The sequence below is a fragment of the Streptomyces sp. NPDC017936 genome (assembly GCF_044328485.1).
Taxonomy (GTDB): Bacteria; Actinomycetota; Actinomycetes; order Streptomycetales; family Streptomycetaceae; genus Streptomyces.
The window spans coordinates 428,101-441,937 of record NZ_JBIRHK010000003.1 but is presented as its reverse complement, the minus strand read 5'-3'; the positions used below and the strand labels follow the sequence as shown (position 1 = coordinate 441,937).

At 74.5% G+C, this 13,837-nt stretch carries 13 protein-coding genes; 3 read left to right on the top strand and 10 right to left on the bottom strand.

Translation table 11 applies throughout. The annotated features are described in order from the left end of the window. Positions 1 to 137: 137 nt before the first annotated feature. From ACH4F6_RS08515 to ACH4F6_RS08495, 5 genes are all read right to left on the bottom strand, one after another. Positions 138 to 1,127, bottom strand: a complete 990-nt coding sequence (locus ACH4F6_RS08515) for an adenosine deaminase (RefSeq protein WP_397959141.1) — start codon at positions 1,125 to 1,127, stop codon at positions 138 to 140. A 20-nt stretch (positions 1,128 to 1,147) separates the two neighbouring features. After that, entirely contained in the window at positions 1,148 to 2,053 is a 906-nt protein-coding gene (locus tag ACH4F6_RS08510) for a ribonuclease Z (RefSeq protein ID WP_397959140.1), read from the bottom strand. Between the two features lie 6 nt (positions 2,054 to 2,059). After that, a complete protein-coding gene (locus tag ACH4F6_RS08505; protein WP_397959139.1) occupies positions 2,060 to 2,413 on the bottom strand; it encodes an HIT domain-containing protein in 354 nt (117 codons plus the stop codon). Between the two features lie 258 nt (positions 2,414 to 2,671). Beyond that, entirely contained in the window at positions 2,672 to 5,884 is a 3,213-nt protein-coding gene (locus ACH4F6_RS08500; RefSeq protein ID WP_397959138.1) for a S41 family peptidase, read from the bottom strand. A gap of 60 nt (positions 5,885 to 5,944) precedes the next feature. Then, a complete protein-coding gene (locus tag ACH4F6_RS08495; RefSeq protein WP_397959137.1) occupies positions 5,945 to 6,505 on the bottom strand; it encodes a hypothetical protein in 561 nt (186 codons plus the stop codon). A 79-nt stretch (positions 6,506 to 6,584) separates the two neighbouring features. Here ACH4F6_RS08495 and ACH4F6_RS08490 point away from each other — a divergent pair, with 79 nt between their 5' ends. After that, a complete protein-coding gene (locus ACH4F6_RS08490) occupies positions 6,585 to 6,980 on the top strand; it encodes a hypothetical protein (RefSeq protein WP_397959136.1) in 396 nt (131 codons plus the stop codon). 300 nt (positions 6,981 to 7,280) lie between these two features. Here the strand turns inward: ACH4F6_RS08490 and ACH4F6_RS08485 are convergent, their stop codons facing one another. From ACH4F6_RS08485 to hrcA, 4 genes are all read right to left on the bottom strand, one after another. After that, complete coding sequence (locus ACH4F6_RS08485) at positions 7,281 to 8,027, bottom strand: 16S rRNA (uracil(1498)-N(3))-methyltransferase (protein WP_397959135.1); 747 nt, start codon at positions 8,025 to 8,027, stop codon at positions 7,281 to 7,283. Beyond that, entirely contained in the window at positions 8,024 to 9,148 is a 1,125-nt protein-coding gene (locus ACH4F6_RS08480; RefSeq protein ID WP_397959134.1) for a nitronate monooxygenase, read from the bottom strand. Before ACH4F6_RS08480 ends, ACH4F6_RS08485 begins: the two co-directional genes overlap by 4 nt. Before the next feature lie 195 nt (positions 9,149 to 9,343). Next, complete coding sequence (gene dnaJ / locus ACH4F6_RS08475) at positions 9,344 to 10,480, bottom strand: molecular chaperone DnaJ (RefSeq protein WP_397959133.1); 1,137 nt, start codon at positions 10,478 to 10,480, stop codon at positions 9,344 to 9,346. Further along, complete coding sequence (hrcA, locus tag ACH4F6_RS08470; protein ID WP_392004769.1) at positions 10,481 to 11,497, bottom strand: heat-inducible transcriptional repressor HrcA; 1,017 nt, start codon at positions 11,495 to 11,497, stop codon at positions 10,481 to 10,483. Positions 11,498 to 11,650: 153 nt separating this feature from the next. Here hrcA and ACH4F6_RS08465 point away from each other — a divergent pair, with 153 nt between their 5' ends. Further along, entirely contained in the window at positions 11,651 to 12,385 is a 735-nt protein-coding gene (locus tag ACH4F6_RS08465) for an MBL fold metallo-hydrolase (protein WP_397959132.1), read from the top strand. Positions 12,386 to 12,416: 31 nt separating this feature from the next. Then, positions 12,417 to 13,229, top strand: a complete 813-nt coding sequence (locus ACH4F6_RS08460; RefSeq protein ID WP_397959131.1) for a DUF3097 domain-containing protein — start codon at positions 12,417 to 12,419, stop codon at positions 13,227 to 13,229. Here the strand turns inward: ACH4F6_RS08460 and ACH4F6_RS08455 are convergent. Then, positions 13,207 to 13,785: a Uma2 family endonuclease gene (locus ACH4F6_RS08455; RefSeq protein ID WP_397959130.1), complete on the bottom strand. Its 579-nt coding sequence runs from the start codon at positions 13,783 to 13,785 to the stop codon at positions 13,207 to 13,209. The genes ACH4F6_RS08460 and ACH4F6_RS08455 overlap by 23 nt on opposite strands. Positions 13,786 to 13,837 lie beyond the last annotated feature (52 nt).

Below are 13,837 nucleotides of genomic sequence, written 5' to 3'. Positions count from 1 at the left end.
CTGGGGCGCCCGGGCGCCGCGGGGGGGGCACCCCCCGGGGCCCGCCCGGCCCCCCCCCGCCGGGGGGGGGGCCCCCCCGGGGGGCCCCGCCGGGGGGGGGGGGGGGGCCCCCCCCCGCCCCCCGCCGCGAGGACCGGTCAGAAGGTGTAGGCGTCGACCTCGGCGAGGTACCGCGCCCGCCGCTCCTCGTCGTCCTCCAGGAAGGAGGCGGTGAAGGAGTTGCGGGCCAGCTCGCGCAACCGCTCCTCGCTCAGGCCCAGGCTCTGCCGCACGGCGTCGAAGTTGTCGCCGGCGTAGCCGCCGAAGTAGGCGGGGTCGTCGGAGTTGACCGTGCAGAGCAGCCCGGCGTCGAGCATCGCGGGCAGCGGGTGGTCGGCGAGGACGTCGACGGTCCGCAGCCGGACGTTGGACAGCGGGCACAGCGTCAGCGGGATCCGCTCCCGCACCAGCCGCTCCACCAGCGCCGGGTCCTCCATGCAGCGCAGGCCGTGGTCGACGCGCTCGACGCCGAGCACGTCGAGGGCCTCGGTGATGTACTCCGGCGGCCCCTCCTCACCGGCGTGCGCGACCCGCCGCAGCCCCAGGGCGGCGGCGGCCTCGTACACCTCGCGGAACTTCACCGGCGGGTGCCCGACCTCGGCGGAGTCCAGCCCGACGCCGGTGATCCGGTCGAGGTACGGCCGGGCCGCCTCCAGCGTCTCCATCGCCGACTCGGCGGACTCGTCGCGCAGGAAGCACATGATCAGCCGGGTGGAGACGCCGTGGGCGGCCTCGCTGTCGCCGAGCGCCCGCCACAGCCCCTCGACGACCGTCCCCATCCCCACCCCCCGGGAGAGGTGGGCCTGCGGATCGAAGAAGATCTCCGCGTGCCGGACGCCCTGCGCGGCGGCGCGGGCCAGGTAGGCGTCGGCCAGGTCCTCGAAGTCCCGCTCGGTGCGCAGGACGGCCATCAGCTCGTAGTACAGGTTCAGGAAGGACTGGAGGTCCTCGAACCGGTACGCCTCGCGCAGCTCGTCCGTGTCCGCGTACGGCAGCGTGACGCCGTTGCGGCCGGCCAGCTCGAACGCCAGCTCGGGTTCCAGGGTGCCTTCGATGTGGAGGTGCAGTTCAGCTTTGGGGAGGGGCATCAAAGCATCGTACGGGCGATTTACCTCCGTTTCGGAACCGGCACCCGCAGCAGGTCGTGCGCCACCGTCAGCTCGCCCTCGAACCCGGCCGCCCGCGCCTGCCGCTCGAACGCGTCCGGGTCGGAGTAGCGCTGGCTGAAGTGGGTGAGGACGAGGTGGCGCACCCCGGCGTCCCGGGCCACCCGAGCGGCCTGACCGGCGGTCAGGTGCCCGTGCTCGATGGCGAGTTCCCTGTCGTCGTCGAGGAACGTCGACTCGATGACGAGCATGTCGCAGCCCTCCGCCAGCGCGTGCACGCCCTCGCACAGCCGGGTGTCCATGACGAACGCGAACCGCTGCCCGCGCCGCACCTCGCTGACGTCCTCCAGGGCGACGCCGCCCAGGGAGCCCTCCCGCTGGATCCGGCCGACGTCCGGGCCCTTGATGCCGTGCGCGGCGAGCAGCTCGGGCAGCATGCGCCGGCCGTCCGGCTCGACCAGCCGGTAGCCGAAGGACTCGACCGGGTGGGAGAGCCTGCGCGCCTCGAGCGTGTACGCGTCCGTCGTGACCAGGGGCCCGTCCCCGTCGACCGGGGCCTCGGTGACGCCGACGGTCTCGCGGTAGGCGGTCGCGTACCGCAGCCGGTCGAAGAAGCGCTGCCCGGAACGCGGGTAGTGGGCGGTGACCGGGTGCGGGACCTGGTCCAGGTTGACGCGCTGGATCACCCCGGCGAGACCGAGACAGTGGTCGCCGTGGAAGTGCGTGACGCAGATCCGGTTCAGGTCGTGGGCGGCCACCCCGGCCCGCACCATCTGGCGCTGCGTGCCCTCGCCGGGGTCGAAGAGGAGGCCCTCGCCGTCCCAGCGCAGGAGGTAGCCGTTGTGGTTGCGGTGCCGGGTCGGGACCTGGCTGGCGGTGCCGAGGACCACCAACTCACGTACGGACACGGCGGCTCACCCGGGAGGCCACTGCAGGCCGCGGCCGCCGAGGACGTGCGCGTGGGCGTGCCAGACGGTCTGGCCCGCGCCGCTGCCGGTGTTGAAGACGATGCGGTAGCTGTCCAGCTTCTCGTCGTCGGCGACCGCCTTCGTCTCCCGCAGGACGTCCGCCGCGAGCTGCGGCGCCTCGGCCGCGAGCGCGGCGGCGTCCACGTGGTGCGCCTTGGGGATCACCAGGACGTGGGTGGGCGCCTGCGGATTGATGTCCCGGAAGGCGAGGGTCGTCCCGGTCTCCCGCACGATCGTCGCCGGGACGTGTCCCTCGACGATCCTGCAGAACAAGCAGTCCTCCTGCGGCTCCCCTGCCATGCGGTTCTCCTCGTGCGCCGGTGATCTCGTACGGGCATCGTATCGACCGGCGCCGGTCCGCGGGCGCAGGTGGTGTTCCTCCCCCGCCGCCCCCGCCCCCGGGGCCGCGCCCCCGGGAGGGCCGTGCGCGCCGAGCCGCGTCCACGGGCGCCGGGCGGGCCGGACGGTCCTCGCCTTCCTCCCGGCCGGGACGGGCGGTGGGCGGGCACGGGCCGGGAGCGCGGGGACGGAGCCCCTGGTGCGGGACCGCGGCGCGGATCACGGCAGCGTGGGCGGCGTCTTCGCCGGCGTCGACTCCAGCGCGGCCAGCGCCAGCGCCACCGCCTCGTCCAGCTGCGTGTCCCGCCCCGCCGCGTGGTCCTGCGGCCGGATCACCACCTCGACGTCCGGATCGACGCCGTGGTTCTCGACGTCCCACCCGTACCCCTCCAGCCAGATCGCGTACTTCGGCTGGGTGACCAGCGTGCCGTCCACCAGCCGGTACCGGCTGTCGATGCCGATGGTCCCGCCCCACGTGCGCGTGCCGACCACGGGACCGATCCCGAGCGCCTTGACCGCCGCGTTGACGATGTCCCCGTCGGACCCGGAGAACTCGTCGGCGACGGCCACCACGGGCCCGCGGGGCGCGTCCTCCGGATAGCTGTACGGCCGCATCCCGCGCGGCACGTCCCAGCCGACGATCCGCCGCGCCAGCTTCTCCACGACCAGCTGGGAGGTGTGCCCGCCCCGGTTCTCCCGCACGTCGACGACGAGGCCCTCGCGGGCCACCTCGACCCGCAGGTCGCGGTGGAGCTGCGCCCAGCCGGAGCCGACCATGTCGGGCACGTGCAGATAGCCGAGCCGGCCGCCGGAGCGCTCGTGCACGTACGCCCGCCGGTCCGCGACCCACACGTGGTAGCGCAGCGGCTCCTCGTCGTCGACCGGGACGACGACGGCGTGCCGCGGCTCGCCCCCGCCGGACGGCGAGATCGTCAGCTCGACCGCCTTGCCCGCCGTGCCGACGAGCAGCGGTCCGGGTCCGGCGACCGGGTCCACCGGGTGCCCGGCGACGGCGACGATCGCGTCGCCGGCGCGCACCGCGACGCCGGGTGCGGCGAGCGGGGAGCGGGCGTCGGGGTCGGAGGTCTCCGCGGGCAGGACGCGGTCGATGCGCCAGCTGCCGTCCGCGTGACGGGAGATGTCGGCGCCCAGCAGACCCTGGCGGGCGCCGTGGCCGAAGCCGCCACGGGGCACCACGTAGGCGTGCGAGGTGCCGAGTTCGCCGTGCACCTCCCACAGCAGGTCGACCAGGTCGTCGTGGGTCGCGATCCGGTCCAGGAGGGGCCGGTAGCGGTCGAGGACGCCGTCCCAGTCGACGCCGCCGAGGTCGGGCCGCCAGAAGTTGTCCCGCATGACGCGGCCGGTCTCGTCGTACATCTGCCGCCACTCGGCGGCCGGTTCGACGGTCTGGCGGATGCGGCCCAGGTCGACGGTGAGGTTGGTGTCGCTGTCCTCGTCGCCGGAGGCGCGCCGGTCGCTGGGGACGACCCTGAGCTTGCGGTCGGACCACAGCAGCAGCCGTTTGCCGTCGCCGCTGACGTCGAAGTCGTCGACGTCGGAGGCGAGGTGCTCGAGGCGGTGCCGGGCGAGGTCGTAGCGCTCCAGCTCGGTGTGCGGGTCGGGGTCGTCGGGGGTGGCGCGGGAGGCGCCGAGGACACCGCGCACCGGGTGGCGCAGCCACAGCACGCCGTCCTTGGCCGCGCGCAGCGTGGAGCAGCGGCCGGCCTCCACGGGGAAGGGGATGATCCGGTCGGCGAGGCCCTCCAGGTCGATGCGGGTGGCGGGGGTGCCCTCGCTGTCGGGCGTCTCGTCCTTGTCCGGCGCCTCGAACGGCCGGCCGTGCCGCTGCGGGCCGAACGGCGAGGGCGTGGTGGCGGCCAGGGTGATCAGGTGCGGGCGGGCGGCGGCGACGAAGGACAGGTCGAAGGCGTGCTGGTCGTAGACCGGGTCGAAGGCGCGGGTGGACAGGAACGCGAGGTGCTTGCCGTCGAGGGTGAAGGCGGGCGCGTAGTCGCGGAAGCGCAGCGGGGTCGCCTCGCTGACCGACAGGTCGGTGGTGTTGGCGAGCTTGAGCTGGCTGAGCGGGCGCGGGCCGGGGTGCGACCAGGCCAGCCAGTTCGAGTCCGGCGAGAAGACCAGGTCGAAGACCTCGCCGTCGGCGCTGCGGTCGACCTCGCGGACCTCGCCGCTCTCCCGCTCGACGATCAGCAGCCGTCCGTCGTGCGCGGCGACGGCGGCCCGGCTGCCGTCGGGCGCCATGGCCAGTTCCAGGACCCGCCCGAGCCGTCCCGCCGCGAGCCGGCGCGGGGTCGCGCCCGGGACCGCTCCCGTGGCCGGGGCGAACTCCAGGGCGTCCTCGCCCTCGGCGTCCGTCACCCACACCACCCACTCCTCGCCCTCCGTGCGGAAGGTGCGCGGCAGCCGGGCCCGTACCCCGGGTTCGGCGGCGAGCGCGCGGGCGGGCCCGGAGCGGTGGGTGATCCAGTGGACGGCACCGCGCACCTCGACGGCGCTGCCGCGCGCGGTGTGGTCCGGGGTGGCGAAACCCAGCCACCGGGCGGCGGACACCGGTCGCGGCCGCCGGTCGGTGCGCTGCCCGCCGAGCCGTACGTCGAGCCGGCGCGGCTCGGCCCCGTCGAGGTCGTCGAGGATCCACAGCTCGCCGGCGCTGACGTACACGACCCGACGGCCGTCGCCGGCGGCCTGCCGGGCGTAGAAGCCCTCGAGAGGCGTGTGCCGCCGCAGGTCGGAGCCGTCGGCGAGGGACGAGTACAGCGCTCCGGTGCCCTCGTGGTCGGAGAGGAAGGCGATCCGGTCCCCGGCCCAGACCGGGTACTCGATGTTGCCGTCGAGCTCCTCGTGCAGCCGCACGAACTCCCCGGCGCCCTCGCCGTCGCCCGCCCGGTCGATCCACAGCTTGCCCGCCGTGCCGCCCCGGTAGCGCTTCCAGTGGGCGGCCTCGCGGCCCATGGGCGCGGACAGCAGCACGGTGTGCGGGCCGTACGCGACGGCGCCGACGGGCCCGTACGGCAGGGTGGTGGCGGGTCCGCCGTCGAGCGGGACCGCGCGGGCCCAGGTGCGGCGCAGGCTCGCCTGGTCGTGGGCGCCGAGCGCGAGGACGTGACCGTCGGGGGTCCAGCCGCGCACCTGGGTGCGCGGGCCGCCCCAGTACGTCAGCCGGGTGGCGGGGCCGCCCTCGACCGGCGCGACGTGCACCTCGGGGGCGCCGTCGCGGGTGGAGGTCCAGGCGACGGTGGTGCCGTCGGGCGAGATGCGGGGCAGGGAGACCGGCGTGGCGTCGGCGCTGACCCGCCAGGCGCGCCCGCCGTCGAGGGGCGCGAGCCACACGTCGTCCTCGGCGGTGAACGCCACCAACTCGCCGTGCAGATGCGGGAACCGGAAGTACGCAGCAGGCGTCGCGGACTGTGTCACCCGATCACTCTAGGCAAGGGCGGGTGCCGTGGACAGGGCTTTCGCCGCCTTGCGTCCCGCTCACTTGCCCTCGACGCGTCCGCAGTCCCCCTCGCCCTGGCACCAGACGGTCCTGGTGACGGTCACGGTGACCGTGGGCCGTCCCGGCTCGCCCTGCTGCCCGGAACCGGGCGGGGCGACGGGTGAGGGCGTCGCGTTCTCGCAGTCGCCGAGCCCGCCGACCCGGAACAGCTGCCTCTTGCCCACCTGTGCCCTCAGGTCGCCCCGCACGCAGGAGCCGTCGACCGCGCGCGTGACGTGACCGTCGACGGTGATGTCCCGTCCGTCGCCGGTCTCGCCCTCGCAGTCCACGGAGGCGACGGTCCGCTCACCGGCGCCGCTCCCCCCGTCGTCGCCGTAGCCGGCCGTGCACGTCAGCCAGCGCACGTCCACGTCCCGCCGCTCGATCTCGGCCGTGGCCGCCTGGTCGGTGGTGTACGCCACGGTCGCGGTGCTCAGCCCACCCGGCTCGCACGCCGCGACCCCGACCGTGGTGACCGCCGCGAGCCCCGCGACGACCACCGCGCGCACTCCGTACGGCCGCGGCCGGAACCGAAGCAGAATCCGTCTCGATGCCCCCATGCGAGGCAGCCTGCCACCGCCCCGGCGGCCGCGGTAGGGCACTTGTCGCCACTCCTCGCCCGCTCGCTACGGTGGCCCCATGCGTGACCACCGCCGCCTGCGACGACTCACCGTCGACGAGTCGACCACGTACAGGTGGACGGTCCGTCACCGGCACGTGGACGACGGCGGCTGCCAGGAGGTCCTCACCCTGCACCGCGACGGCGTCCGCACCCGGATCGTCCTCCGGTCCGGCGAGGGGCGGTACGCCGGGGGCGGGTACCCCGGCCACTCGGGCGGTGTCGGCGACCGCGACCACCACCTCAACCTGCACGAGCCGGGCACCGTGCGCGCCTTCGTGGCGGAGGCCCTGCGTCGCGGACTGCTGCCGTACGAGGGCGAACTGGACGGCTGGGAGCTGTTCCGGGCCGTCGCCGCCGGCCGCGCGGGAGCGGCCGCTCCCGAGGTGCCGCGGGACCGCCCGCCGGGTCCCTGAGGCGGGCGACGCGCGTCCGGCCGACGAGGAGGACCGGCCCCCGCAGCGGGGCGGCAGCACGCGCGGTGGTCCCCGCCCGGCGGATGTCCGGGCCGTCACCGCGCGGCCCCGGAGGGCCGCTTCCGCCGACCCGGCCCGGCCGCGGGCGGGAAGCCCCGGTACGGCCCGTGCTCCGCCCCCGACCGCGCCGTGGGGCCGGACGGGCCGGCGCGGTGGCGGCAGCGGGTGCCGGAGTCCCGTGCGTGCGGGCGCGGCCGGGCGCCCTTCACCGCGTGTGCCGGCGACGGGCCGGCCGGCGGGTCAGGACCAGCGGCCGGTCCTGCCCAGGAGCAGGGCCGCGGCCGCCGTCCCGGCGGTCGAGGTGCGCAGCACGCTCCGCCCCAGCCGGTACGCCTTCGCGCCGGCCTCCTCGAAGAGCGCCAGCTCCTCCGGGGAGACGCCCCCTTCGGGACCGACGACGAGCACGATCTCCCCCTCGGCGGGCAGGGGCGCGGTGGCGAGCGGCTCACTGCCGTAGTCGCGGTCCTCGTGCAGCACGGCGGCGAAGTCGGCCCGCGCGAGGAGCGCCGCGACCTGCCGGGTGGTGGCCGCGTCGGCGACCTCGGGGAAGCGGACCCGGCGGGACTGCTTGCCGGCCTCGCGGGCGGTGGCCCGCCACTTGGCGAGCGCCTTCAGGCCGCGCTCGCCCTTCCACTGCGTGATGCAGCGGGAGGCCGCCCACGGCACGATCGCGTCGACGCCGGTCTCGGTCATCGTCTCGACGGCCAGTTCCCCCCGGTCGCCCTTGGGCAGCGCCTGCACGACGGTGATCCGCGGCGACTCGGCGGGCTCCTCCACCACGTCCTCCAGGCTCACCACCAGCCGGTCCCTGCCCTCGGCGGCCACGACCTCGCCCTGCGCCCAGTGTCCGGCCCCGTCGGTGAGGACGACCGCCTCACCGGGCCGCAGCCGCTTCACGGAGACGGCGTGCCGTCCCTCGGGGCCGTCCAGCACGAACTCACCGTGACCGCCGGGCAGCCGGTCGACCACGAACACGGGCGCGGTCATCGGCCACCGCCGGCGCCGGCCGCCACCGCTGTCCGGGCGGCGTCGAGTTCGGCGGCCAGCACCTCCACGAGCCGCCCGGCCGGCAGCTCCCGGGCCATCCGGTGCCCCTGTCCCGCCCACAGCGCCATGCCCTGCGCGTCGCCCGCCTTGGCGGCCGCCTTGCGCAGCGGCGAGGTGAGGTGGTGGACCTCCGGGTAGGCCGCGGGCGCGTACGGGCCATGCTCGCGCAGGAACCGGTTGACCAGGCCGCGGGCCGGGCGGCCGGAGAAGGCGCGGGTCAGTTCGGTGCGCACGAACAGGGGGTTCGTCAGCGCCTGCTTGTGCACGGCGGCCGCACCGGACTCGGGGGCCGCCAGGAAGGCGGTGCCGAGCTGGGCCGCGCTCGCTCCCGCGGCGAGCACGGCGGCGATCTGGCTGCCGCGCATGATGCCGCCGGCGGCGATCAGCGGCAGGCGCACGGCCTCGCGGATCTGGGCGAGCAGCGACAGCAGGCCGATGCCGGAGCCGTCGTTCTCCGGGACGTCCCGGTGGGTGCCCTGGTGGCCGCCGGCCTCCACGCCCTGCACGATCACCGCGTCGGCGCCGGCCCGCTCCACGGCGATCGCCTCCTCGGCGGTGGTGGCGGTGACCAGCGTGAACGTTCCGGCGCGGCGCAGCGACTCCAGCACCGCGGGGGCGGGCACGCCGAAGTGGAACGACACCACGGGCACCGGGTTGTCCAGCAGCACCGCGAGCTTGGCGTCGTAGCCGTCGTCCCGGCCGCTGTCCGGGTCGCCCAGTTCCGTCTCGTACCAGGCGGCCTCACCGGCCAGCTGGTGGGCGTACACCTCGACGGCGCCGGCGTCGAAGGGCGCGGCGCCGGTCGCCCCGGCGGAGCCGGCGCCCGCACCGGGGTGCTCCGGCTGCGGCATGAACAGGTTCACGCCGAAGGGCCGGGCCGTGAGGCTCCGCAGCTGCTTGATCTCCTGGTACATGCCGTCGGCGGTCTTGTACCCGGCGGCGAGGAACCCGAGCCCGCCGGCCTCGGACACGGCGGCGACGAGCTGCGGGAGGGAGACGCCGCCCGCCATGGGGGCCTGCACGATCGGAAGAGGGAGGAGATCGGTCAGTGCGGAGGACATGACGGCATGTTGTCACGTCCTCCGAACGAGTCCGAATCGGGCCTTCCTCTTGGCATGTGCCAGGGCAGCGGCGCGGTGAACGGGCCTGTCCGGCCCCGGCCGCCGAGCGCCGGCCGGGGCGACCCGGCCCGTCCGGGGGCGCCCCTTCCGGGGGAGTCCGCGGACGGGGCGCGCGGCACCGTCCGCCGTCACCCGTCAGCGTCCGTTGAACGCGTCCTTCAGCCGCGAGAACAGACCCTGCTGCCCGGGCTGGAACTGCCCCTGCGGCCGTTCCTCGCCCCGCAGCTTGGACAGCTCGCGCAGCAACCGCTCCTGCTCCGGGTCCAGCTTCGTCGGCGTCTGCACCTCGACGTGGACGACGAGGTCGCCCCGTCCGCCGCCGCGCAGATGCGTGACGCCCCGCCCGTGCAGCGGGATCGACTGCCCCGACTGCGTGCCGGGCCGGATGTCGACCTCCTCCAGGCCGTCCAGCGTCTCCAGCGGCACCTTCGTGCCGAGGGCCGCCGCGGTCATCGGGATGGTCACCGTGCAGTGCAGGTCGTCACCGCGCCGCTGGAAGGTGGAGTGCGGCAGCTCGTGGATCTCGACGTACAGGTCTCCGGCGGGGCCGCCGCCGGGGCCGACCTCGCCCTCGCCGGCGAGCTGGATCCGGGTGCCGTTGTCGACACCGGCCGGGATCTTCACGGTCAGGGTCCGGCGGGAGCGCACCCGCCCGTCGCCCGCGCACTCCGGGCACGGCGTGGGCACGACGGTGCCGAAGCCCTGGCACTGGGGGCAGGGGCGCGAGGTCATGACCTGGCCGAGGAAGGACCGGGTCACCTGGGACACCTCACCGCGGCCGCGGCACATGTCGCACGTCTGGGCGGTGGTGCCCGGCGCCGCGCCCTCACCGCTGCAGGTGGAGCAGACGATCGCCGTGTCGACCTGGATGTCCTTGGTGGTGCCGAAGGCGGCCTCGTCGAGGTCGACCTCCAGCCGGATCATCGCGTCCTGGCCCCGGCGGGTGCGCGAGCGCGGCCCGCGCTGGGACGCCGTGCCGAAGAAGGCGTCCATGATGTCGGAGAAGTTGCCGAAGCCGCCGGCTCCGAAGCCGCCCGCGCCACCGCCGCCGGACTGCGAGAGCGGGTCGCCGCCGAGGTCGTAGACCTGCTTCTTCTGCGGGTCCGACAGCACCTCGTAGGCGGCGTTGATCTCCTTGAACCGCTCCTGGGTCTTCGGATCGGGGTTGACGTCCGGGTGCAGCTCGCGCGCGAGCCGCCGGAAGGCCTTCTTGATCTCTTCCTGCGACGCGTCGCGGCGCACGCCGAGAACGGCGTAGTAGTCCGTGGCCACTTACGACTCCGCCAGGATCTGTCCGACGTACCGTGCCACTGCGCGTACCGCTCCCATCGTTCCCGGGTAATCCATGCGGGTCGGTCCGACCACGCCGAGCTTGGCGACTGCCTCGCCGCCCGAACCGTAGCCGACCGACACCACGGAAGTGGAGTTGAGTCCCTCGTAGGCGTTCTCGTGACCGATGCGTACGGTCATGCCCGAATCCCCCGCCTCGCCGAGGAGCTTGAGGAGGACGACCTGCTCCTCCAAGGCTTCCAGGACGGGTCGGATCGTGAGGGGAAAGTCATGTCCGAAGCGGGTGAGATTGGCGGTGCCGCCGATCATCAGCCGCTCCTCGTTCTCCTCGACGAGGGTCTCCAGCAGGGTGGAGAGCACCGTCGAGACCGTGCCGCGGTCCTCCGCCTCGAAGGCGTCCGGCAGGTCCTCCACCAGACGCGGCACGTCCGCGAACCGGCGGCCCGCGACCCGGCTGTTCAGCCGCGCCCGCAGGTCCGCCAGCGAGGCCTCGCCGAACGGCGCCGGGCAGTCCACCATCCGCTGCTCGACCCGGCCGGTGTCCGTGATCAGCACGAGCATCAGCCGGGCGGGCGCGAGCGACAGCAGTTCCACGTGCCGCACGGTGGACCGGGTCAGCGACGGGTACTGCACGACGGCGACCTGCCGCGTGAGCTGCGCGAGCAGCCGTACCGTCCGCGCCACCACGTCGTCGAGGTCGACGGCGCCGTCGAGGAAGTTCTGGATGGCCCGCCGCTCGGGGGCCGTCATCGGCTTGACGCCGGCCAGCTTGTCGACGAAGAGGCGGTAGCCCTTGTCGGTGGGGATGCGCCCGGCGCTGGTGTGCGGCTGGGCGATGTACCCCTCGTCCTCCAGGGCCGCCATGTCGTTGCGGACCGTCGCCGGGGAGACGCCGAGGTTGTGCCGCTCGGTGAGCGCCTTGGAGCCGACCGGCTCCTCGGTGCCCACGTAGTCCTGGACGATGGCACGCAGTACCTGGAGCCGTCGTTCACTCAGCATGCGCGCACACCTCCAGCAAGTCGTCCCCTTGGCGCCTGGCCTGGCACTCGTCACTTCCGAGTGCCAGCGTTCCCCGGCCCAGTGTACGGCCGTGGGGTACGCCCTGGGCAAGGTCGGTCGCCCGTGCGGGCCGCCAGGCCCTAGCGTCGCCGTATGAGGGTGACTTGGGAAGAGCTGGGATGGGAGCGGATCGCCACCGGCGTCGGGCGGTGCCGGCTGCCGGGCTGGGACTGCACGACGGGGCTGGTCGTCGGGGCGGGCGCGGCCCTGGTGATCGACGCGGGGTCGAGCCTCGGGGAGGGGGCGCGGCTGCGGACGCGGGCGGAGGAGCTCGCCGGTCACCGTGTGACCCATCTCGCGCTCACCCACCCCCACTTCGATCACGTCTTCGGGGCGGCGGCGTTCGCGGGCGCGGAGGTGTTCGCGGCGGTGGGCGCGCAGTCGCTGCTCACGCCCGGGGGCCGCGGGGCGGAGGAGATGCGGGCGGACGCGCTGCGCAACGGGCTCGACGCGACGGCGGCCGCGGAGGCCGCGGCGACGCTCGTCCGCCCCCGCCACCTGGTCTCCGGCGAGTGGACCCTCGACCTGGGCGGCGGCCGGCAGGTCCTGCTGGCGAACGTGGGTCCCGGCCACACCGCCCACGACCTGGCGGTCCTGGTGCCGGGCTCGCCGGAGGTGGTGTTCTGCGGGGACCTGGTCGAGGAGTCCGGCGAGCCCCAGGCCGGTCCCGACGCCGTACCGGCCCACTGGCCGGCCGCCCTGGACCGGCTGCTGGACCTCGGCGGTGAGGACGCGCTGTACGTGCCCGGGCACGGGGCGGTGGTGGACGCCGCCTTCGTGCGGGCCCAGCGGGACGCGCTGGCGGCGCGTTTCGGCGTGTCGCCGTGACCGCGCCGGGGGTTCTCCTATCGTCATCCGAATGCGCCAGTACTCCGCCGATCTCACCCCTCCCTGGAAGAAGCCGCAGCCGGTCCCCGAGGTCGCGGCGGAGCCCGGCCTGGTGGTGGAGGAGCCCGGCACCGGTTTCTGCGGCGCGGTGATCCGCTGCGAGGCGGGCACGGTGACCCTGGAGGACCGGTTCGGCAAGCACCGGGTGTTCCCGCTGGAGCCCCGGGGCTTCCTGCTGGAGGGCCGGGTCGTGACCCTCGTCCGGCCCGCCTCGGGTCCGGCGCGGCCCACGCGCACCGCGTCCGGTTCGGTCGCCGTCCCCGGTGCCCGCGCCCGGGTGGCCCGCGCCGGCCGCATCTACGTCGAGGGCCGCCACGACGCGGAACTGGTGGAGAAGGTGTGGGGTGACGACCTGCGCGTCGAGGGCGTGGTCGTGGAGTACCTGGGGGGCGTGGACGACCTGCCGGCCATCGTGGCGGACTTCGCGCCGGGGCCGGACGCGAGGCTGGGCGTCCTCGTGGACCACCTGGTGCCGGGCACGAAGGAGTGGCGCATCGCCGAGTCGGTGACCAGCGAGCACGCGCTGGTGGTCGGCCACCCGTACATCGACGTCTGGGAGGCCGTGAAGCCGGCGTCGCTGGGGATCGCGGAGTGGCCGCGCGTGCCGCGCGGGCAGGACTGGAAGACGGGCGTGTGCCGGGCGCTGGGCTGGCCGTCGGAGAACACGGGGGCGGTGTGGCAGGCGATCCTGAAGCGGGTGACGTCCTACAAGGACCTGGAGCCGGAGCTGCTGGGGCGGGTGGAGGAGCTGATCGACTTCGTCACGGATACCGGTGGGGCCTGACCCCGGGGAACGTCCCGAAGTCACTGGTGTCCAGTTCGATTCCCAGAATGGCCAACGGCAGGGATGCGCCGAACTTCGTCACGTGCTGCGTTTGGTAGTCGGCTCCCTCGCCCTTCCCATCAGGGTTCGTGAGCAGCACACACTGCGCCATGACCGGGTCGAGGATGAGATAGGCGGGCACTTTGCCGGCGGCGTAGATCGACCGCTTGACTTCGTAGTCCCGTGCGACGCTGGTCTTGGAGACGACCTCGACGACCATCGTGATCAGCGGGCACGGCAGGAGGCGCCCGGAGCCGGGCATTGCATCGCGCTCCAGCACCACCAGATCCGGTACCGGCTCACTGGCTTCATCGAGGATGTCGACGTCCTGAGTCTGGAGACGAGCCCACCGCTTACGCGGAATCTGGTCCATCACGTCTTCGACGATCATGTTGTGCACCAGGTCAGGACTGGCCATCATCACGATTTCCCCCCGGAGAAGCTCGACCCTGACGCCCTCGGGAGGCTGGAGCTCCTCGAAGTACTTGGTCATCCCGCGCTCGTCCACAGCGGTCATCTCCGTGGCCCTCCACATCCGCCGCGTCCTTTTGGCGGCAGCCTACGAACCA